The 18,199-nt window shown below is 39.4% G+C and carries 28 protein-coding genes; 19 read left to right on the forward strand and 9 right to left on the reverse strand.

The genetic code is table 11. The annotated features are described in order from the left end of the window. Positions 1 to 148 precede the first annotated feature (148 nt). Positions 149 to 529 carry a NucA/NucB deoxyribonuclease domain-containing protein gene (locus ACTJKA_RS14390; RefSeq protein ID WP_224559893.1) on the forward strand — a complete coding sequence of 127 codons (381 nt, stop codon included), beginning with the start codon at positions 149 to 151 and terminating at the stop codon, positions 527 to 529. Positions 530 to 672: 143 nt separating this feature from the next. Beyond that, a complete protein-coding gene (locus ACTJKA_RS14395) occupies positions 673 to 1,521 on the forward strand; it encodes an STAS domain-containing protein (protein ID WP_017359585.1) in 849 nt (282 codons plus the stop codon). Between the two features lie 32 nt (positions 1,522 to 1,553). On the opposite strand, the gene ACTJKA_RS14400 is transcribed toward ACTJKA_RS14395, so the two are convergent. Beyond that, positions 1,554 to 2,096, reverse strand: coding sequence for an IseA DL-endopeptidase inhibitor family protein (locus tag ACTJKA_RS14400; protein WP_017359584.1), 543 nt, complete (start codon positions 2,094 to 2,096; stop codon positions 1,554 to 1,556). Between the two features lie 296 nt (positions 2,097 to 2,392). Between ACTJKA_RS14400 and ACTJKA_RS14405 the strand changes: the two genes are divergently transcribed. After that, entirely contained in the window at positions 2,393 to 2,836 is a 444-nt protein-coding gene (locus ACTJKA_RS14405) for a hypothetical protein (protein ID WP_008343821.1), read from the forward strand. Positions 2,837 to 2,883: 47 nt separating this feature from the next. Here the strand turns inward: ACTJKA_RS14405 and lexA are convergent, their stop codons facing one another. After that, positions 2,884 to 3,504, reverse strand: coding sequence for a transcriptional repressor LexA (gene lexA / locus ACTJKA_RS14410; RefSeq protein ID WP_007499350.1), 621 nt, complete (start codon positions 3,502 to 3,504; stop codon positions 2,884 to 2,886). 159 nt (positions 3,505 to 3,663) lie between these two features. Here lexA and yneA point away from each other — a divergent pair, with 159 nt between their 5' ends. From yneA to ACTJKA_RS14440, 6 genes are all read left to right on the forward strand, one after another. Next, positions 3,664 to 3,975 (forward strand): cell division suppressor protein YneA, encoded by a 312-nt coding sequence (yneA, locus tag ACTJKA_RS14415; RefSeq protein ID WP_007499348.1) that lies wholly within the window; start codon positions 3,664 to 3,666, stop codon positions 3,973 to 3,975. A 17-nt stretch (positions 3,976 to 3,992) separates the two neighbouring features. Then, on the forward strand, positions 3,993 to 4,640 hold the full coding sequence (locus ACTJKA_RS14420) for a YneB family resolvase-like protein (RefSeq protein WP_017359583.1): 648 nt from the start codon (positions 3,993 to 3,995) through the stop codon (positions 4,638 to 4,640). Between the two features lie 69 nt (positions 4,641 to 4,709). Continuing rightward, positions 4,710 to 4,940, forward strand: a complete 231-nt coding sequence (locus ACTJKA_RS14425; RefSeq protein ID WP_008343816.1) for a DUF896 domain-containing protein — start codon at positions 4,710 to 4,712, stop codon at positions 4,938 to 4,940. Positions 4,941 to 5,128: 188 nt separating this feature from the next. Further along, the gene (tkt, locus tag ACTJKA_RS14430) at positions 5,129 to 7,132 is read left to right on the forward strand and encodes a transketolase (RefSeq protein WP_047946227.1); all 2,004 of its coding nucleotides are present in this window, start codon (positions 5,129 to 5,131) and stop codon (positions 7,130 to 7,132) included. A gap of 198 nt (positions 7,133 to 7,330) precedes the next feature. Then, the gene (gene sirA / locus ACTJKA_RS14435) at positions 7,331 to 7,777 is read left to right on the forward strand and encodes a sporulation inhibitor of replication protein SirA (protein WP_007499339.1); all 447 of its coding nucleotides are present in this window, start codon (positions 7,331 to 7,333) and stop codon (positions 7,775 to 7,777) included. A gap of 84 nt (positions 7,778 to 7,861) precedes the next feature. Beyond that, positions 7,862 to 8,080: a YneF family protein gene (locus ACTJKA_RS14440; RefSeq protein WP_003212379.1), complete on the forward strand. Its 219-nt coding sequence runs from the start codon at positions 7,862 to 7,864 to the stop codon at positions 8,078 to 8,080. 268 nt (positions 8,081 to 8,348) lie between these two features. On the opposite strand, the gene ACTJKA_RS14445 is transcribed toward ACTJKA_RS14440, so the two are convergent. Continuing rightward, a complete protein-coding gene (locus ACTJKA_RS14445) occupies positions 8,349 to 8,522 on the reverse strand; it encodes an aspartyl-phosphate phosphatase Spo0E family protein (RefSeq protein ID WP_369810454.1) in 174 nt (57 codons plus the stop codon). A gap of 208 nt (positions 8,523 to 8,730) precedes the next feature. On the opposite strand from ACTJKA_RS14445, the gene ACTJKA_RS14450 reads away from it, so the two are divergent. Further along, the gene (locus ACTJKA_RS14450) at positions 8,731 to 9,438 is read left to right on the forward strand and encodes a cytochrome c biogenesis CcdA family protein (protein WP_008343813.1); all 708 of its coding nucleotides are present in this window, start codon (positions 8,731 to 8,733) and stop codon (positions 9,436 to 9,438) included. Positions 9,439 to 9,532: 94 nt separating this feature from the next. Further along, the gene (locus ACTJKA_RS14455; protein WP_007499337.1) at positions 9,533 to 10,015 is read left to right on the forward strand and encodes a CcdC family protein; all 483 of its coding nucleotides are present in this window, start codon (positions 9,533 to 9,535) and stop codon (positions 10,013 to 10,015) included. A 20-nt stretch (positions 10,016 to 10,035) separates the two neighbouring features. Here ACTJKA_RS14455 and ACTJKA_RS14460 read toward each other — a convergent pair whose 3' ends face one another. The 4 genes from ACTJKA_RS14460 to sspO all read right to left on the reverse strand — a co-directional run bounded on the left by ACTJKA_RS14460 (position 10,036) and on the right by sspO (position 11,526). Beyond that, entirely contained in the window at positions 10,036 to 10,464 is a 429-nt protein-coding gene (locus ACTJKA_RS14460) for a DUF2621 domain-containing protein (RefSeq protein WP_007499335.1), read from the reverse strand. Positions 10,465 to 10,723: 259 nt separating this feature from the next. Beyond that, complete coding sequence (locus ACTJKA_RS14465; protein WP_057079487.1) at positions 10,724 to 11,113, reverse strand: Hsp20/alpha crystallin family protein; 390 nt, start codon at positions 11,111 to 11,113, stop codon at positions 10,724 to 10,726. Positions 11,114 to 11,215: 102 nt separating this feature from the next. Beyond that, positions 11,216 to 11,362, reverse strand: coding sequence for a small acid-soluble spore protein P (locus ACTJKA_RS14470; protein ID WP_003211331.1), 147 nt, complete (start codon positions 11,360 to 11,362; stop codon positions 11,216 to 11,218). Positions 11,363 to 11,379: 17 nt separating this feature from the next. Then, the gene (gene sspO, locus ACTJKA_RS14475; RefSeq protein WP_008343809.1) at positions 11,380 to 11,526 is read right to left on the reverse strand and encodes a small acid-soluble spore protein O; all 147 of its coding nucleotides are present in this window, start codon (positions 11,524 to 11,526) and stop codon (positions 11,380 to 11,382) included. Between the two features lie 220 nt (positions 11,527 to 11,746). On the opposite strand from sspO, the gene acnA reads away from it, so the two are divergent. From acnA to ACTJKA_RS14510, 7 genes are all read left to right on the forward strand, one after another. Next, complete coding sequence (gene acnA, locus ACTJKA_RS14480) at positions 11,747 to 14,476, forward strand: aconitate hydratase AcnA (RefSeq protein WP_440607814.1); 2,730 nt, start codon at positions 11,747 to 11,749, stop codon at positions 14,474 to 14,476. Positions 14,477 to 14,542: 66 nt separating this feature from the next. Beyond that, positions 14,543 to 15,046: a TlpA family protein disulfide reductase gene (locus ACTJKA_RS14485; protein ID WP_144740958.1), complete on the forward strand. Its 504-nt coding sequence runs from the start codon at positions 14,543 to 14,545 to the stop codon at positions 15,044 to 15,046. Between the two features lie 75 nt (positions 15,047 to 15,121). After that, positions 15,122 to 15,247 carry an FbpB family small basic protein gene (locus tag ACTJKA_RS14490; protein ID WP_003211002.1) on the forward strand — a complete coding sequence of 42 codons (126 nt, stop codon included), beginning with the start codon at positions 15,122 to 15,124 and terminating at the stop codon, positions 15,245 to 15,247. Between the two features lie 51 nt (positions 15,248 to 15,298). Next, positions 15,299 to 15,442, forward strand: a complete 144-nt coding sequence (locus ACTJKA_RS14495; RefSeq protein ID WP_008357830.1) for an acid-soluble spore protein N — start codon at positions 15,299 to 15,301, stop codon at positions 15,440 to 15,442. Positions 15,443 to 15,457: 15 nt separating this feature from the next. Next, a complete protein-coding gene (gene tlp / locus ACTJKA_RS14500; protein WP_017359579.1) occupies positions 15,458 to 15,700 on the forward strand; it encodes a small acid-soluble spore protein Tlp in 243 nt (80 codons plus the stop codon). Positions 15,701 to 15,803: 103 nt separating this feature from the next. After that, complete coding sequence (locus ACTJKA_RS14505; protein ID WP_008343800.1) at positions 15,804 to 16,226, forward strand: acyl-CoA thioesterase; 423 nt, start codon at positions 15,804 to 15,806, stop codon at positions 16,224 to 16,226. Positions 16,227 to 16,229: 3 nt separating this feature from the next. Beyond that, on the forward strand, positions 16,230 to 16,538 hold the full coding sequence (locus tag ACTJKA_RS14510; protein WP_008343798.1) for a hypothetical protein: 309 nt from the start codon (positions 16,230 to 16,232) through the stop codon (positions 16,536 to 16,538). Between the two features lie 40 nt (positions 16,539 to 16,578). Here ACTJKA_RS14510 and ACTJKA_RS14515 read toward each other — a convergent pair whose 3' ends face one another. Together ACTJKA_RS14515 and plsY are read right to left on the reverse strand one after the other, a co-directional pair. Further along, on the reverse strand, positions 16,579 to 16,866 hold the full coding sequence (locus ACTJKA_RS14515) for a HesB/YadR/YfhF family protein (RefSeq protein WP_008343795.1): 288 nt from the start codon (positions 16,864 to 16,866) through the stop codon (positions 16,579 to 16,581). 96 nt (positions 16,867 to 16,962) lie between these two features. Then, positions 16,963 to 17,544: a glycerol-3-phosphate 1-O-acyltransferase PlsY gene (gene plsY / locus ACTJKA_RS14520; RefSeq protein ID WP_008343794.1), complete on the reverse strand. Its 582-nt coding sequence runs from the start codon at positions 17,542 to 17,544 to the stop codon at positions 16,963 to 16,965. Positions 17,545 to 17,698: 154 nt separating this feature from the next. On the opposite strand from plsY, the gene ACTJKA_RS14525 reads away from it, so the two are divergent. Then, a complete protein-coding gene (locus ACTJKA_RS14525; protein WP_048001484.1) occupies positions 17,699 to 18,112 on the forward strand; it encodes a CoA-binding protein in 414 nt (137 codons plus the stop codon). The last annotated feature ends 87 nt before the right edge of the window (positions 18,113 to 18,199 follow it).

The following is an 18,199-nucleotide window of genomic DNA, read 5'->3' on the forward strand; positions in this document are numbered from 1 at the left end:
CACATGTCATCACGCAGCCACTCATACATTAAAAATGACTCATTTCCTTCAAGTCAACATCATTTCATCAAAAGTATGAGGAGGTCACGAGCTTTTGAAGATGAGAAAAGGCTGGATCGCTGCTGTCGTTCTTTGTTTTGTCATTTGGATGGGTGCGTTATTAGGTGGTTTTGGAGAGGATCGTTCCGCAAAAGGGGCAGATCGTTATGATCATGTGATTCAATTTCCTAAGGAACGGTATCCTGAAACAGGCAGTCATATTCAAGAAGCTATTCGAAAAGGGCACTCAGATGTGTGTACCATTGACCGAAATGGGGCAGATGCCCGCAGGCAAGAATCATTAAAAGGAATTCCCACAAAACCTGGTTTTGACCGGGATGAATGGCCGATGGCAGTGTGTCTTGAAGGAGGAAAGGGGGCGAGCGTTCAATATGTCAGTCCATCAGATAATAGAGGCGCTGGTTCATGGGTCGGGCATCAAATCAGCGGGTATCCTGACGGGAAACGAATTTTATTTATTGTCAAATAAACATAGACAAGAGGCTCCTTGAGGGGGGCTTTTTTTGTTCAACAGGAGCGTATTCGAGCTAGCAGGTACAAAAGATTCAGTGGTACAATTAATCCATCAGGTACAAAGACTGACAAGTAGAAAATGTGAAGGGACATATGCTTATGGAAAAGAACCGTGCATTATACGATTTTTTCATGCAACATGCAGAGAAACTGACTGAAACATGGTATGAATCAATTGAGGATGATGATCCAGAATCCATTTATCGTTCAACAGATTCCAGCATCATAGCAGAGCTAAAACGGCAAAATCAAGATTATTATCAGCATTTTATCCGCGCACTTATTGAAGACAAGACGTATTTACATACGAAATTTAAAAAATGGTCTGAAGACTTAGCAAGTGATCCGAAGCACTTGAACACACCATTAGATTACGTCGTGAGAGAATATATGTCCAATCAAAGAGTGGTTCTTCATTACTTAAAAGAGTTTATAAAACAGCATCAAGGTGATATTGACATTGACCGAATATTTTATTGGTATGATTTGATATCTGAGGCATTTAACATTTCAATTCATGTCTTTATTCAGCAATATGTGAAAAATACCACCAAAAAACTCGTTGCACAAAGAGACATGATTTATGAGCTGAGTTCCCCAGTCATTGTGTTAAAAAGTCATGTTGCCTTATTGCCTTTAGTTGGAGATATTGACACTGCGCGAGCAAAGATTATCTTAGAAAATACATTAAAACAGTGTTCGCAAAAAGGTGTTCAACATTTATGTATTGATTTATCAGGTGTCGTCATCATTGATACGATGGTAGCACATCAAATCTTTGATCTTGTCACGTCACTTCGATTAATTGGGGTTGATACGACCATTTCAGGCATTAGACCAGAAATTGCTCAAACGGCTGTACAGCTTGGACTTCCTTTTAATGAATTTCAAACGGCTTCATCACTTGCTCACGCTTTAGATCGTATGACTGAATTTTCATCCATATAAAAACCAGGCCTAGTGAACGGCCTGGTTTTTATTTAGATCACAGCGTCAATTTTTGTTACTTTCCACTCGTTTTGTACTTTCTCGAAAGTGACAGTACGTTTTACTTTGCGTCCATCAAGTGTTGGAACTGTGAATTCGTATGTGCGGATTGTACTTTTCTTAGAGACGAGTTTAGGTGTTGCCTTATCCCAATTAAGCATATTGTCTCCGTCACCAACTGGCACAGCCATTTTTCCTTTATGAACGATGAACTGATAGTCTTTTAAACCGTGAGTAATGGCATCTTTTGTGAAAACTTGAGATAGATAGCTGTTTAGTTTTTTCTTTGTGTCAAATGTTTTAGACAGGTAGTTGTAAGTCATGTCTTTATAAGTAAATGATTTTAATTTGTAATCTGAATGCTCTTTAATGTTGTAGCCTGACATCGCACTCCAAAAGTGTTCTCTTGCATCAAGGGCAATATGTAACGCTTCTTTATTTGTCAAAGCGGCTGATTTTTTGGAAGCGGCCAGTGTTGTTGTTTGTAATGAGATCATAAGCATAATAGCGGTTAATAAAACAAATAATTTTTTCAAGGCGATTGCCTCCTTTTCTCAATGAAAACTTCTTATGTTACAAATGTTACAATAGTTACATAGATATTACAAGTATTAAATCTAAATGTTTTTTATTTCTTTTCTTTCTATCTATATAACGTTTGAGGGAGACAAAAAGTTTTCATTTTTTTATTTTTTTCTTCCTCATTAGTATTTAACCGTTCTAAAGGAGAATAAAACGTCTTTTGGAAAGATTTCTATTTGTCTCCTCAACACTCTTTTTTTATGTATGACATATACTGTCGTGATGAATGTCTAAGAAAGTGGTGTTTAGTATGTATAATCCATATGAAGGTACGTGGAATGGATACTTGTACGATCGGCAGGTACAAAGCATGCCAGCGTTTCCTATTTCTCAAGTTGGAGGATTTCCCGGCTTGCCATTCGGAGGGACTGGGCAAGGGCAAGGTGCAGGAGGACAGTCGGTCCCGCCAGCCCCGCCGCAGCATATCATCTCGCAATATCAACAAGCAGTTTCTCAGCCTCAAAGTATGCAGCCGCTCATTGCAGGGCAGAGTGTAGGCGGAAGCCAGCAAACGGTTCAATTTGCAGCTGGATGTAATAGAAGGTGGACCATTGTGTTCCTTAGAAACGGTCAAGTATTTCTCATGTATGTTCTTTCCTCGCAGCCTTTTGGCCGTACAACGGGTTTTATATGGCCGAACTTTACATTTGGCTCGTTCCCAAGCTCCAGTATTCTTGCATATTCTTGTTCATAAAAGAAAAAGCCGGCTCTCATCAGCAATTGATGAAATACCGGCTTTTTTTAATGAATATTTCTAAATACGCCAATCACTTTACCTAGTATACTCACATTCTGTAAAATAATCGGTTCCATTGATGGATTCTCGGGCTGTAATCTAAAGTGTGTATCTTCCTTATAAAAACGTTTCACTGTTGCTTCATCTTCTTCTGTCATAGCCACCACAATATCTCCATTGTTGGCAGTGCTTTGCTGACGCACAATGACGTAGTCTTTGTCCAAAATACCTGCATCAATCATACTTTCTCCCATAATTTCAAGCATAAATACTTGTTCATCTGGCGCTGCAAAAGTTTCTGGAAGTGGGAAATATTCTTCTACATTCTCAACAGCCGTGATAGGCAAGCCTGCTGTGACTTTTCCGATGACTGGAACATTCATTACAGCGCTCTTTGGAATATTCATTTCCTCTTCATCTAGTACTTCGATCGCTCTAGGTTTCGTCGGGTCTCTTCTAATTAAACCTTTCGTTTCTAGTCTAGCTAAATGTCCATGGACAGTTGAACTTGATGCTAGACCGACAGCTTCGCCAATTTCACGAACGGATGGGGGGTAACCCTTGCTTTTTACTTCTTCTTTTATGAATTTCAGGATATCGAGTTGTCTTTTTGATAGCTTCGTCATCTTTTGCACCTCAAAACGTCAATTTTAAAGAAATTATAGCATGTTTTTCCTAACAGTACAAACATAGGTTCGAAAAAAACGTTTGACAGAAACGTTTGTTCGTATTTATAATGAGTGTCAGAAAGAACGAACACACATTCTATTAGGAGAGATGACATTATGAGGTTAAAGGAATCTATTATTTTTATTGGGCTATTCTCATTCATCGTTGGCATATTTCTCTCACTTATTGCAGTCACTAGCCATAATGATCCAAATCAATATGTTAAAATAGAGGTTCAATCAGGTGATACTCTTTGGGGATTAGCTGATCAAGTAAACGACAGTAAATCAATCGATAAAAATGCTTTTATTGACTGGGTAACTGAACACAATGATCTCGCTTCAACTGACATCCAGCCGGGAGATATCCTTGTGATTCCAGTTAAAAAAGAGCATCCAGTCGTATATCAACTTGCAACAGTACAGTAGAAAGGTCGATTGAAGACATGAATGCAATCATTTATGCGAGAGTAAGTACTGCCAAAGAAGAGCAAGAAACCTCGCTTAAAAGACAAGAAGAAGAACTGCTTGCTTTAGCTGCAGCGCACAAGATGAATGTAGTCAAAGTGATTAAAGAAAAAGCGAGTGGTTACGATCTTGATCGTGACGGTGTTTTTGACATGCTGGCTGCGCTGAAAGAGGAAGAAATCGATGCTGTTCTCATTCAAGATGAGACACGCCTTGGAAGAGGGCAGGCGAAAATCGCTCTTCTTCATTGTCTGTTTAAAGAAAAAGTCAAGGTGTACAGCGTATTTCATAGAGGAGAGCTTGAGCTTTCAGAAGCAGATGAAATGGTCATTGAAATTGTAGGCGTTGTAGAAGAGTATCAGCGGAAAATTCATAATTTAAAAATTAAGCGTGGGATGAAAAAAGCTGTTGAGCGAGGGTATCAACCCGAACTAAATTTAAAACACCAAGAACAGGCGCCCGGCCGCGAACGTATTGAAGTACCGATTTCTGAAATTGTTCGATTAAGAAAAAACAACATGACATTCGCTGAAATTGCAGTGACATTGCAGGCACTTGGTTTTGACATTTCAAAAGCAACCGTCCATAGAAGGTACCAAGAATATGAAAAAGGGCTTGCGACTTAAAGCGTGATTTGTTGTAAAAATGACTGATATTTAGTAGTATGTAGAGAAAATGTTTTAAAGGAGTTTGTCATGATTTCTAAAGAACAGCTTGCAAGAATCAATGAGCTTTCAAAAAAGTCGAAAGAGGCCGGTTTGTCGGACGCTGAGAAAACAGAACAGAAGCAATTAAGAGAGGAATATTTAAAGGCTTTTCGTTCTTCTATGAAAAATACACTCAAAACCGTGAAAATCGTCGATCCAGAAGGAAACGATGTCACACCAGAAAAATTAAAAAGAGAAAGAGACCAGAATCTTCATTAAAGGTCATCATTTCTTGATTTTTGAAAAGATGGGAGGAATATTCTCATCTTTTTTCATATTTGCATAAGTTTTTAGGTGATCGATAAACTAAATGTGACAAAATCCTTCTTTTTCGGCGTGAAATAGTTGTGAAAAAAGGACAGTAGATTTATGATAATGGTGTACACAAGATACGGAAGGGGATTTATATGGAAACGATTGAATTGAAATCTATTGCAACAATACGTACTCTCTCCATAGACGCAATTGAAAAAGCGAATTCCGGTCACCCTGGAATGCCGATGGGCGCTGCACCAATGGCATACGCTTTATGGACGAATCACTTAAACGTAAGTCCGCAAAATCCAAATTGGTTTAACAGAGACCGTTTTGTGTTATCTGCGGGACATGGCTCTATGCTTTTATATAGCATGCTTCATTTAAGCGGATACAATCTGAGCATCGAAGATTTAAAACAATTCCGCCAATGGGGAAGCAAAACACCTGGACATCCTGAGTTTGGACATACAGAGGGTGTAGATGCGACAACAGGTCCTTTAGGACAAGGGATTGCGATGGCTGTTGGAATGGCACTTGCAGAAAGACATCTTGCAGAAACGTATAACAAAGATCACTTTAATGTTGTGGATCACTATACATACAGCATTTGCGGAGATGGAGACTTAATGGAGGGCATTTCCTCTGAAGCTGCTTCACTTGCTGGTCATTTAGGCTTAGGCCGTTTAATTGTTCTTTATGATTCAAACGACATTTCTTTAGATGGCGACCTCGATCGTTCTTTCTCTGAAAATGTGAAGAATCGTTTTGAAGCGATGAATTGGGAAGTTCTTTATGTAAAAGACGGCAATAACATTGATGAAGTGACGGCTGCTATTGAAAAAGCCAAACAAAGTACAGACAAACCTACACTTATTGAAGTGAAGACGACAATCGGTTTCGGATCTCCAAACCGCGCGGGAACGTCTGGGGTGCACGGTGCACCGCTTGGCAGTGAGGAAGCGAAGCTAACGAAGGAAGCTTATTCTTGGACGTTTGAAGAAGATTTCCATGTACCTTCTGAAGTGTACGATCATTTCAAAACAGCTGTTAAAGACGCTGGACAGAAAAAAGAAGCAGCGTGGAATGAACTGTTTGAGCAATATGAAAAAGAATATCCAGAACTAGCAGCTCAGCTGAAGCTTGCGATTGAAGGAAAACTTCCTGAGAATTGGGATCAAGAGGTTCCTGTTTATGAAGCAGGTTCAAGCCTTGCCTCTCGTGCTTCTTCTGGAGAAGTATTAAATGGCATTGCAAAACAAGTACCATTCTTTATTGGCGGGTCTGCTGACCTTGCTGGATCAAATAAAACAACAATCAAAGATACAACTGACTTTGGCAGAGAGAATTACGCTGGCAGAAACATTTGGTTTGGTGTGAGAGAATTCGCAATGGGTGCAGCATTAAACGGTATGGCACTTCACGGCGGACTTCGTGTATTCGGCGGAACATTCTTTGTTTTCTCTGACTACTTAAGACCTGCCATTCGTCTTGCTGCATTAATGGGACTTCCTGTCACTTATGTATTTACGCATGACAGCATTGCGGTTGGGGAAGATGGACCAACGCATGAGCCAGTTGAACAGCTCGCTTCATTACGTGCGATGCCTAACCTTTCTGTGATTCGTCCAGCTGATGGAAACGAAACAGCTGCAGCATGGAAAATTGCTGTATCTTCAACGAATAAACCGACAGCGCTTGTTCTTACTCGTCAAAACCTTCCAACGATTGATCAAGCACCAGAGAAGGCGTATGAAGGCGTAGAAAAAGGTGGATATGTCGTCGTTGAAGCAGCTGATGCACAGCCAGAAGCTCTTCTACTTGCTTCAGGATCTGAAGTAGGTTTAGCCATTGAAGCGCAAAAAGCACTTGAAAAAGAAGGCATTCGCGTTTCTGTCGTGAGCTTACCTGCATGGGATCGCTTTGATGAGCAGTCAGACGAATACAAAGAGTCCGTTCTTCCTAAAGCAGTGAGAGCACGTGTTGCAATCGAAATGGGTGCTTCACTTGGCTGGGAACGTTACACTGGCCTTGATGGCGATGTGATTGCGATTGATAAATTTGGCGCTTCTGCACCAGGCGAAACCATTATTGAAAAATACGGTTTCACTGTCAGCAACGTGGTGAGCCGCGTAAAGGCAAAGCTAAATAAATAATCAGTCTCCAAGCATCATGCTTTTTTGCAGTCGGTTTGCAGAGCTTTTCACTATGCTCTGCAAACTTTTTTCTTTTTTCTTGTTTTTTTGACAAAACTAGTTTCTTCTTGCTTCATATATAGACAATTCTTTCTTTCACATTTTTGTATAATACAAGCAATAAGCGAGATTGACGAAATGTGAAAGGAAGGGATAGACATGGAACGCCATTATTATATTTATTGGATTGAGGATGAGTTTGCTCATCATTATTTTGGTAGAGAATCTATTTTGTTTCATTTGTTTGAATCGTTACACTGGACGAACCGCAGTGATGACGAATTAGTCATGCTTGTTAAGCAAGTGGATTATGTAACGAAACGTATCCCTGCTTTTCATATGCACCAGCGTTTAATGAACAATTTAACCAACATTCACTATACACAAATAGGCTCAATATACAGTGCATCGCTGCCAGATGGAAAAGGCACAGCCGCATTCATTATAAAAGACCGTTACATTCAAATGTCTGCCACAGGCAGTTATGAGGCAGAAGCGGTGTTTTTTGAAGTACTCAGAAAAATTAGTCCTTGTTTCCTAGCTATGGACTTTGGATCAAAGAAGCATGGTTGGCTCAATCCGGTAAAAGTGAGGAATTTTGTTTAAAAAAATAAAATTGAACGTGAAATGTTGTATAATAGCCTTTTGTTTAGTACACTTTATACGAGACAACATGAAGGAGGAAGAATTATGGATTTATGGGTTGTCATCCTTGTAGGCGTTGTTGCACTGCTTGCAGGAGTTGCACTCGGATTCTTTATTGCTCGTAAGTATATGATGAGCTACTTGAAAAAGAATCCACCAATTAATGAACAAATGCTTCGAATGATGATGATGCAAATGGGCATGAAACCGTCCCAAAAGAAAATCAATCAAATGATGAAAGCCATGAACAACCAAGCGAAATAATACGTACGTTATTATGATCATAGATGGAACATGGTCCCTAAAGATTGGACAAGCGATGTCCTTTCTTTATTGAAGTCACCTTCATCAGACGCATAAAACCACTGTACTTGCATGAATAAAGCAGGGAAAGTGGTTTTTATTTTGCCGTGAACCGTCCGTTAAAGACAAAACAAAAAACCCCTGTGAGCAGAGGTTTTCGTTTCTTTTATTGTCACACATATCAACTTTTCTAAAATCGTGCGGCATTTGTTTCTATCTTGAGATATCATTAGTTGGCTGAGTTTGAGTGTAAGTGTCGTTGATATTGTAAGAGGAGATGATCTAGCTGCTGGCTATGTTCGATGGTCACTGTTGATGTCATCCCATTATGCAAGACAACTTTCATCAACTCTTCTCTTTTTTCTTCAATTTGAGTTAATAATGATGTTTTTACCAAAGTCATGTTCCTTTCATGCAAATCTTGATAAAAAGAATCGGTTCTATTATATCCATTTTAAGGTTTATTTTCAAATTTAAAGGGTTTGGTATCTTGATGTCAAATTAAATTATATAAGGTTTTAAGAGATTAGACCATCTTTATTGAGATGATGTAAAAAAAATGAAATGAATTTGTCATCTCTTATTGTATATTGTAAGAAGGGGGTGTTCTTTTGTCAGATTTGAATTACTTTTTAGCGTTTGGAGCAGGGTTTCTTTCTTTTATCTCACCGTGCTGTCTGCCACTTTATCCAGCCTTTTTATCCTATATTACGGGCGTTAGTATAGATGAAGTGAAATCTGAGAAGGTGATGCTGAGAAGGAGAAGTCTTCTTCATACATTATTCTTTTTAATTGGATTCTCTCTCATTTTTATTGCCATTGGATTTGGGACATCGTTTGTTGGGAAGTTTTTCATTGAATATCAAGATGCGATTCGTCAAATTGGTGCCATTCTCATTATTTTCTTTGGCTTTATGATTCTTGGTGTATTTCAGCCTTCTTTTTTAATGGGAGAAAAGAGGTTGCAGTTTAAGAATCGTCCAGCCGGTTTTTTTGGATCGATTCTCATCGGAATGGGTTTTGCTGCTGGTTGGACACCATGTACCGGCCCGATTTTATCAGCCGTCATCACACTTGCCAGCAACAAGCCAGAGTCCGCTGTGACCTACATGATTGCGTATGTATTAGGTTTTGCTATCCCATTTTTTGTTCTTTCCTTTTTCATCACAAAAATGGCTTGGATCAGAAAGCGCCAGCAGCTCATTATGAAAACTGGCGGGATTATTATGATCGTGGTAGGAATCTTGCTGTTCTTTGATCTTCTGACGTGGATCATTATTATGTTCTCATCATTATTTGGAGGATTTACTGGTTTTTGAAATCGTTTTCTACAGTCGCGGCGAATGGTTTTTTTTCGTCAATTGGAGTATATTATACATAGGCTGACCTTAAAGAATAAAGGAATGATTTGATATGATGATCATAATTTCTTCTATAGTGGCGGTATGTATGGCGGTAGCCGTCATGTTTATTCGCATTAAATCATCTGCAAAACCTGCAACCGCGAAAAAAATTATTTTACCTCCTATCTTTATGAGCACTGGTGCACTGATGTTTTTTGTGCCAATGTTTCAAGTAACTGGAGCTGAATTTTTAGAGGCGATTACTGTAGGGATGTTTTTCTCTATCTTTTTAATTAAAACATCGAAATTTGAAATTAGAGGCAATGAAATCTATTTGAAGCGTTCAAAAGCATTTGTGTTTATTCTCATTGGGCTTCTTGTTCTTCGTATCGGAATGAAGACGATTTTAAGTTCTTCCATTGATTATGGTGCGCTTAGCGGGATGTTTTGGATTCTAGCCTTTGGCATGATTGTCCCTTGGCGGGTTGCGATGTATTTGTCGTTTAGAAAGATGTCTAAACAATTAGATCTGCAGCAGGCCCAAATAAATTAAACCTCCTTTTTAAAAGGAGGTTATTTTAATAAAGATTCATATGGTGAATGGTCGATCTTTTTTTCTTGAAGGCGCTTTAGTAGAAATTTATGATCCCGCTTCGGTGTAGCGATAATATAGCCACGAATGATTAAGTCTAAATTAATGCTGGCCGCTTGTTCTTTAAGTGCCAGCTCGCCAATTTTACCGGCGATTTTTTCTTTGGCGACATCTCTAAACAACTCTGGAACCGGTAAAACTAGCTCATTTAATAGCTGTTTGTCTTCATCACGCCATAGGTGCAGGCTCTTTTGAATATATTCATCCTGCCAATCAAGCTCTGATTTCCCGTCTTCTTTCGGCAATCGTTTTAAAAACTTGCGAAACATAAAAAAGCCACCGATCGCTAGTAATCCAATCATCACTGTACCCCAAAATAAAATGAACCACAAAAACCAGCCGCTTAACATGTTCTCACTCCCTATATCCCTTCTCTCTATTCTATTTTACATGAAGAGAAGGTAGAAGAAAATAACAAAAATGTATGTGTTTTTTCTCTATAAATGCCTTTTTTGATCAAGAGGCGCCCATTTACTAGAATGACCCAAACCATTTAGTAGAAATGGAATACATTATTGTATAGCGACTCTACTATTTGGCCATGGTGGTTCGCACAAGGTATTGACTTGAAACGAACGGAAGAGAGCCCGCCTGTATACAGGCGGGCTCTTAATGTTTGAAGTGTGGCATTTGAAAGGAAAATGCTCCGTCTTGACGATGGGCATCCTTTTTGATTTTGATTGATATGATTCTGTTTTCGTAATCTGTATCAATGTCTTTGTCATTCAAATAAAAAGGGAGCATGACACTTTTTTCAATCGGCTGTTCTCTTTCATCAATCAAATAAGCGAGGATGAGCTCACATCCGGAAAAGGTCAGTTTTAAATCAGTGATCGATAGGGTGGAGAGGTCGATCTCAATAATATAATCACGGCTCGTTTCGTAAAGATCGATTGGGAGCTGTTCGTCATACCATGCAAAAGGATCATCGATTAATACACTCAGCCAATCATCTATTTCAAGAAAATCAGAGGAATTCACTTGCTTTTCATTCTCCATAAACACTCCTCCATCACATCTCATAATAAATCATATGATGAAAGCTGAAATGTGTGAAAGACCTAAAACATCCCGTTTGGTCACGGGCTTAAGAGAAAATGTTTACATATCATGATGTGAATTGTGCTTTTGTCTTGTATGGTTGCGGTTTTTCACTTTTTTACTGCCTGATAGTGGCTCAGGCTGCCCGCCTTGATGCTCTTTAGGAGAGTTTTGACGTATGTCTTTCCCGGTGTTTTTGTTCGTCATCATTACTCACTCCTTTCTTATTGGTTTTTTTTACGCTTTTTATTATTTTGCTTTTGTTCTTCTGTTAAAACGAGCTGATCATTTTCTATATAGCCTGCACCATTTCCTTGGCTTTTGGCTGCGTTCATGCCTTCAATTACATGATTTGCTTTTCTTTTTGTCATGTTCTATCACCTCAGCATTAGTATGAACCCGTGCTGCTCAGTTTATGAAGAGTAATCATTTCCTTGTGATAAGCTAAACTTATTGAATTTAATAAAAGCATTGTTATTTACTTATGTATGAATTTGTTTTAAGATGAAATTGTGAGAAAATTGTGGTGAAATACGACGATTTTTCTGAGAATTGAAATTGATCTTGATCATCAAAAGGGGGATTTTGGACATGTCGAAACAGCAGCAAGTCGCTAAACAAGACGCTTTTCAATCTAGAAAAACGTTTTCGACAAATGGGAAAACGTATCACTATTATTCGTTAGAAGCACTCGAGAAACAAGGAATCGGAAATGTTTCTAAATTGCCTTATTCCATTAAGGTACTGTTAGAATCAGTGCTTCGCCAAGTAGACGGTAGAGTGATCAAGAAGGAACACGTTGAGAACTTGGCAAAATGGGGAACTGCCGAGGTAAAAGAAATTGATGTTCCATTTAAACCTTCTCGTGTTATTTTACAAGACTTCACGGGTGTGCCAGCTGTCGTTGACCTTGCTTCTTTAAGAAAAGCAATGGCAGATGTGGGCGGAGACCCAGATAAAATCAACCCTGAAATTCCAGTTGACCTAGTCATTGACCACTCTGTACAAGTCGATAAAGCTGGAACTGAAGATGCATTAAACATTAACATGGATTTAGAATTCGAACGTAACGCAGAGCGTTATAATTTCCTTAGCTGGGCAAAGAAAGCGTTTAACAATTATCAAGCTGTTCCGCCTGCAACAGGGATCGTTCACCAAGTGAACTTAGAGTATCTTGCAAGTGTTGTTCATGCAATCGAAGAAGATGGCGAGATCATCACTTACCCAGATACATTAGTTGGTACTGACTCACATACAACAATGATTAACGGTATCGGTGTACTCGGATGGGGCGTTGGCGGTATCGAAGCAGAAGCTGGTATGCTCGGTCAGCCTTCATACTTCCCAGTACCAGAAGTTATTGGTGCTAAATTAGTTGGAGAGCTTCCAAACGGAACAACTGCAACTGACCTTGCATTAAAAGTGACACAAGTTCTTCGTGAAAAAGGCGTAGTTAACAAGTTCGTCGAGTTCTTCGGACCTGGTGTTGCACAATTGCCGTTAGCAGATCGTGCAACAATTGCGAACATGGCGCCAGAATACGGTGCAACTTGCGGATTCTTCCCAGTAGATGAAGAAGCGCTAGCTTACCTTCGCCTTACTGGACGTGATGAAGAGCAAATTAATATCGTTGAAGAATATTCTCGCGCAAATGGCTTATTCTATACGCCGGATGCAGAAGAGCCAATCTTTACTGATGTTGTGGAAATTGATCTTTCTCAAATTGAATCAAACTTATCTGGTCCTAAACGTCCACAAGATTTGATTCCACTTTCTCAAATGAAAGAGACGTTCCATAAACACATCGAAAGCCCAGCTGGTAACCAAGGTTTTGGCTTAGAAAAATCAGAGCTAGACAAACAAATCGAATTTGATCTAGCAAATGGTGAAAAAGCTGTGATGAAGACAGGTGCGATTGCGATTGCAGCGATTACGAGCTGTACGAATACATCGAACCCATACGTCTTAATCGGAGCAGGTCTTGTTGCGAAAAAAGCAAGTGAGCTCGGTATGAAGGTGCCAAACTACGTGAAAACGTCACTAGCACCGGGTTCTAAAGTTGTAACAGGGTACCTTGTGAATTCGGGACTTCTTCCATATTTAAGAGACCTCGGATTTAACATTGTTGGGTATGGCTGTACAACATGTATCGGAAACTCAGGACCGCTTGAAAAAGAAATTGAAGATGCTGTCTCTGAAAATGATCTGCTGATCACTTCTGTTTTATCAGGTAACCGTAACTTCGAAGGTCGTATCCATCCGCTTGTAAAAGGAAACTACCTTGCATCTCCACCATTAGTTGTGGCTTATGCACTTGCTGGTACGGTGAATATTGATTTAACAAAAGATCCGATCGGTGTCGATAAAAATGGCGAGAACGTTTATTTCAATGACATTTGGCCATCAATGGATGAAATCAACAGCGTCGTGAAAAGCACTGTCACACCTGAGCTATTCCGTTCAGAGTATGAAACTGTTTTTGACAACAATAACCGCTGGAATGAAATTAAAACGACGGACGATGCATTGTATAAATGGGATGAAAATTCCACATACATTGATAACCCGCCATTTTTTGAAAACTTATCAGTTGAACCTGGTAAAGTTGAACCACTTAAAGGATTGCGCGTAGTGGCGAAGTTCGGTGATTCTGTCACAACAGACCATATTTCTCCTGCTGGAGCGATTGGTAAAGACACACCTGCGGGTAAATACTTGCAAGAAAGAGGCGTATCGCCTAGAGACTTTAACTCATACGGATCTCGCCGTGGTAACCACCATGTTATGATGAGAGGTACTTTTGCAAACATCCGTATTAAGAACCAAATCGCACCAGGAACAGAAGGCGGGTATACAACGTACTGGCCAACTGGTGAAGTGACATCGATTTATGATGCATGCATGCGTTATAAAGAAGATGGAACTGGTCTTGCGATCTTAGCAGGTAAAGATTACGGAATGGGTTCTTCTCGTGACTGGGCTGCAAAAGGAACAAATCTTCTTGGAATTAAATTCGTTCTAGCGGAAAGCTTTGAGCGTATCCACAGAAGTAACCTTGTCTTCATGGGTGTACTTCCTTTACAGTTTAAAGATGGAGAAAGTGCAGAAACTTATGGACTAACAGGAACAGAAACATTCGAAGTAGATGTTGATGAAACAGTTCGTCCGCGTGATCTTATCACTGTAAAAGCAATTGATACAGATGGCAACGAGAAAACATTTGAAGTAATTGTTCGCTTTGACAGTGAAGTCGAAATTGACTACTACCGTCATGGTGGTATCCTTCAAATGGTATTGCGTGAAAAATTGGCAAGCAACTAATAAAGCAAAGAAGAGAAGGCGCTTAGACAGCTTTCTCTTCTTTTTTAACATAGTGGAGGATCAATCATGTGGAAAAAAGGAATGGCAAGCGCTGTTTTACTTGTGTTGATTGGTTTACTTGCATGGAATGTATTCGGACCAAAAGAGCCATCCATCGGTCTTGAAACAGGGGACAAAGCCCCTGATTTTGAGCTCAAAACCCTTGATGGCAAAACGGCATCGTTATCTGATTATCGAGGGAAAAAAGTACTCCTCAATTTTTGGGCGACATGGTGTAAGCCTTGCCGAACAGAAATGCCAGATCTAGACGCAATTAGAAGTGAAAATGAGCAAGTTGAGGTACTAGCGGTGAATTTGACGAACACTGAAAAGAGTGTGGATCACGTCGCCTCATTTATTGATGAACTTAAGGTCAGTTTTCCTGTTTTATTAGATCAAAAAGGTATTCAAGCGAGATATCAGGTACTTTCCTATCCGACGACATACATACTAGATGAAAAAGGGCGTATCCTGACTGTAAAGCATCAAATGCTCACAAAAAAAGAAATTGAAAAAGAGCTGGATCTATAATGATTCAGCTCTTTTTGCTTATTTTCTAAATGTTTTGGCGAAAATGGTATGAACAGAGTGGAGGTGGTGATAGACATGAGAAGAAGAAAGCGCCGTACATTTGAAGAACTTGTGCTTGAAAATAAAAAAGAATTATTAAGCAATGAGGAATTTTTAAACCAGCTTGAAGAAAAGTTGGAAGAGCGATTTAGACAGAAATAAGTTATGTTTTGACCTTTTTCGTTCATCCTAAAGAAGAGGGAGGGATGAATGATGGGTAGAGAGCATGATAAACAAGCGCAGTTTACACCAGACCATTTAGGGACAAAACCTGTAGCATACAAACGAAATAAAGGCAAAAAGATGCATAATAAATCGAATGAACAGCCTGATGTGATACAGACGAAGGGCGAATAATAGGAGGTAAGCATGATGAATGACAAGTCATATCAATCCAATCCAGATGATCGTTCTGATAATGTTGAGAAGCTGCAGGATATGATCGAAAACACACTTGAAAATATTGATGAATCTGAAGCAGCAATGGGTCTTTCAACAGAGGAAGAAAAGCAGATGATCAAGCAAAAAAATGAAAACCGTAGAACAAGTATTGACGCAATGCGTTCTGAAATAAAGGACGAGGAAGCAGCAAGAAAGAGCGGTTACACTGAATAAACCAGGGATTCCTGGTTTATTTTATTGCCTCTTTTTAGAAGAACCATTTGGAATGTGGTAAAATGTCAGAGACGTTAGGTTTTGATAGGAGAGCGATGAAAACGTGTATGTATCTAAAAAAGAAATAGAAGTCCGTTATGCAGAAACAGATCAAATGGGTATTGTGTATCATGCCAACTATTTAATCTGGATGGAAGTCGGCAGAACAGCGTTAATTAAAGAATTAGGCTTTTCCTATGCCCAGTTAGAGGCAGACGGTGTCCTTGCACCTGTTGTCGATCTTCAGGTTCAATATAAGAAACCACTACTGTACGGTGAAACGGCTACAGTTCACACATGGATAGAAGAATATAACGGCGTGAAAACAGTGTATGGCTATGAAATACAAAAACCTGATGGACAAACAGCTATTACAGGGACCACCTCACATATTTGTGTGGACAAAGAAACCTTTAGACCGATTCAATTTAGAAAAGCTTTCCCTGCATGGCACAGCGTTTACGAACAGTCCAAGAAGCAGGTTTGATTCATGGCATTTGGAATTAAAAGAAAGGATCTACATGCTTGGAAATCAGCTGTTCGGCAAGGGAATGTGGCTTTTTTGACACACTATTGGCTTGATGACCGTTTTCCGCATGCGAATACTGTCACAAAGGCAGCCTGTCAGGATATGGAGCAATTAATCGCTTGGGGACAAAAGCATGGATTAAAGAAAGAATGGATCCATGTTCGCGAAGGTTTTCCTCATTTTGATCTCATCGGTGATTCGCAAAAACGGATTTTACAAAAAGAGCGGTCGTTAGGAAACATTCAGGAGTATGGACTTTATATTGAGTGATAAACAAAAAAGATACCCGAGGGATGAGGTATCTTTTTGTTTATTCATAATGAAATTCTGGTTCTTTCACGGACTCGTTATAATCAATATGCAGATCATGGTTGTCAAAATACCAAATATCACTTTCTTCCACAAAGAAAGTAATGCCTTCTACTTCAGCGGTTGCGCCGGCATTTTGAGGTTCATCTTTTGCGACGCCGAGAGAAAAGCCTTTTTGTACATTACTGCACCCGCCATATCTGACAAAAAAGCGAACATGATCACCTTTTTCTAAATCCAGTTCATTCTTGTACCAATTGAGTGCATCATCTTTTATCGTTAATTTCAATGTGATCGCCCCTTTTTGAAGTCATGCTGTTTTTAAATGCAGGATGCAAAAACAGCTTTTCTTTACTTTTACCACATATTTAAATTGATGAAACGGCTAAAGCCATTTGATTTTCGGTTCAGTTTTGTTGAGAATTCGTTTGAGGTTGGCGATGTGTCTGAAGATCACAAAGCCAGCAAGAACAGCAACAACAATAATTAAAAATAGATCTTGGGTGAATATGCTGTAAATGAATGTGTAGATCCCAGTCAGCATAGATGATAATGAAACATATTTACTAATGTATAAAAATAAGAAAAAAGCAGCGATCATCGTGATAAATAAGAACGGGGCATAAAATAACAGCACGCCGCCTGATGTAGCGACCGCTTTTCCCCCTTTAAATTTTGCAAAGACAGGAAAGCTGTGACCGATAACAGCAGCAACTCCTGCTAATAAGGGATGAATGTCCAGTTGCATGAAAAACGGTAAAGCCGAAGCAAGAGTCCCTTTTAAAATATCAGCAGTGATAACGATGGACCCTGCTTTCACACCTAGCGTACGGAATGCATTCGTCGCACCTAGGTTCCCGCTGCCATGTTCACGGATATCGATTCCCTTTGCAGCTTTCCCGACAATGAGACCTGATGGAATACTGCCGAGAAGATAAGCCAAAATAAACATCAAAGCAATTAACATCTGCATAACTCCTTTATATTCTCCCTCTTGTCTTACATTTTAACATGATCTTATGAAAAACATGGCGATCTTTTTTTGAAAAAAACGATGGCCGATGAATTCAGCTTTGTTTTTAACAAGAAATTCGCTAAAATAGAAGAAAAGGAGTGTCTGGATGAAACATCCTTCAAAACAAGAAATTGGGCGTATATTAAAAAGCAGTAAGCGAATTGCGGTTGTTGGTTTGTCAGATCAGCCGCACCGAACGTCCTATATGGTTTCAAAAGCCATGCAAGATGCCGGTTATGACATCATTCCTGTCAATCCAACGATTGATGAAGCACTTGGGGTAAAAGCGGTCGACTCTTTAAAAGACATAGAAGGGCCTGTTGATATCGTCAATGTCTTTAGACGTTCTGAGTTTTTGCCTGAGGTGGCGAAAGAATTTCTTGAAATAGACGCACCTGTTTTTTGGGCGCAGCAAGGCGTATATCATGAAGAGGCAAAAAGGCTGATTGAGGAAAATGGCAAGGTCGCCATCATGGATTTATGTATCAAAGTGGCTCATGCGATGACAAAAACTCATTAAATCGTCAAAAATCCTTGGTTTTTCAAGGATTTTTGCTTTTTTGTTGCAGAAATATATTTGCGATTCTAGAAGAAAGCGATAAAATAA

It is taken from the genome of Bacillus sp. 22190 (assembly GCF_052045575.1).
Classification (GTDB): Bacteria; Bacillota; Bacilli; order Bacillales; family Bacillaceae; genus Bacillus; species Bacillus altitudinis.

Excerpts from the sequence above, each read along its gene's own strand:
- ACTJKA_RS14425 (WP_008343816.1), top strand. The coding sequence starts at position 4,710 with ATGATTTCTAAAGAACAGCTTGCAAGAATCAATGAGCTTTCAAAAAAG.
- ACTJKA_RS14525 (WP_048001484.1), top strand. The coding sequence starts at position 17,699 with ATGAAACATCCTTCAAAACAAGAAATTGGGCGTATATTAAAAAGCAGT.
- ACTJKA_RS14390 (WP_224559893.1), top strand. The coding sequence starts at position 149 with ATGGGTGCGTTATTAGGTGGTTTTGGAGAGGATCGTTCCGCAAAAGGG.
- ACTJKA_RS14465 (WP_057079487.1), bottom strand. The coding sequence starts at position 11,113 with ATGGAGAATGAAAAGCAAGTGAATTCCTCTGATTTTCTTGAAATAGAT.
- ACTJKA_RS14405 (WP_008343821.1), top strand. The coding sequence starts at position 2,393 with ATGTATAATCCATATGAAGGTACGTGGAATGGATACTTGTACGATCGG.
- tlp (WP_017359579.1), top strand. The coding sequence starts at position 15,458 with ATGAATGACAAGTCATATCAATCCAATCCAGATGATCGTTCTGATAAT.
- sspO (WP_008343809.1), bottom strand. The coding sequence starts at position 11,526 with ATGACAAAAAGAAAAGCAAATCATGTAATTGAAGGCATGAACGCAGCC.
- ACTJKA_RS14485 (WP_144740958.1), top strand. The coding sequence starts at position 14,543 with ATGTGGAAAAAAGGAATGGCAAGCGCTGTTTTACTTGTGTTGATTGGT.
- ACTJKA_RS14495 (WP_008357830.1), top strand. The coding sequence starts at position 15,299 with ATGGGTAGAGAGCATGATAAACAAGCGCAGTTTACACCAGACCATTTA.
- acnA (WP_440607814.1), top strand. The coding sequence starts at position 11,747 with ATGTCGAAACAGCAGCAAGTCGCTAAACAAGACGCTTTTCAATCTAGA.
- lexA (WP_007499350.1), bottom strand. The coding sequence starts at position 3,504 with ATGACGAAGCTATCAAAAAGACAACTCGATATCCTGAAATTCATAAAA.
- ACTJKA_RS14445 (WP_369810454.1), bottom strand. The coding sequence starts at position 8,522 with ATGACTTTGGTAAAAACATCATTATTAACTCAAATTGAAGAAAAAAGA.
- ACTJKA_RS14455 (WP_007499337.1), top strand. The coding sequence starts at position 9,533 with ATGATGATCATAATTTCTTCTATAGTGGCGGTATGTATGGCGGTAGCC.
- ACTJKA_RS14395 (WP_017359585.1), top strand. The coding sequence starts at position 673 with ATGGAAAAGAACCGTGCATTATACGATTTTTTCATGCAACATGCAGAG.
- ACTJKA_RS14490 (WP_003211002.1), top strand. The coding sequence starts at position 15,122 with ATGAGAAGAAGAAAGCGCCGTACATTTGAAGAACTTGTGCTTGAAAAT.
- ACTJKA_RS14510 (WP_008343798.1), top strand. The coding sequence starts at position 16,230 with ATGGCATTTGGAATTAAAAGAAAGGATCTACATGCTTGGAAATCAGCT.
- ACTJKA_RS14440 (WP_003212379.1), top strand. The coding sequence starts at position 7,862 with ATGGATTTATGGGTTGTCATCCTTGTAGGCGTTGTTGCACTGCTTGCA.
- ACTJKA_RS14420 (WP_017359583.1), top strand. The coding sequence starts at position 3,993 with ATGAATGCAATCATTTATGCGAGAGTAAGTACTGCCAAAGAAGAGCAA.
- sirA (WP_007499339.1), top strand. The coding sequence starts at position 7,331 with ATGGAACGCCATTATTATATTTATTGGATTGAGGATGAGTTTGCTCAT.
- yneA (WP_007499348.1), top strand. The coding sequence starts at position 3,664 with ATGAGGTTAAAGGAATCTATTATTTTTATTGGGCTATTCTCATTCATC.
- ACTJKA_RS14460 (WP_007499335.1), bottom strand. The coding sequence starts at position 10,464 with ATGTTAAGCGGCTGGTTTTTGTGGTTCATTTTATTTTGGGGTACAGTG.
- ACTJKA_RS14470 (WP_003211331.1), bottom strand. The coding sequence starts at position 11,362 with ATGACGAACAAAAACACCGGGAAAGACATACGTCAAAACTCTCCTAAA.
- plsY (WP_008343794.1), bottom strand. The coding sequence starts at position 17,544 with ATGTTAATTGCTTTGATGTTTATTTTGGCTTATCTTCTCGGCAGTATT.
- tkt (WP_047946227.1), top strand. The coding sequence starts at position 5,129 with ATGGAAACGATTGAATTGAAATCTATTGCAACAATACGTACTCTCTCC.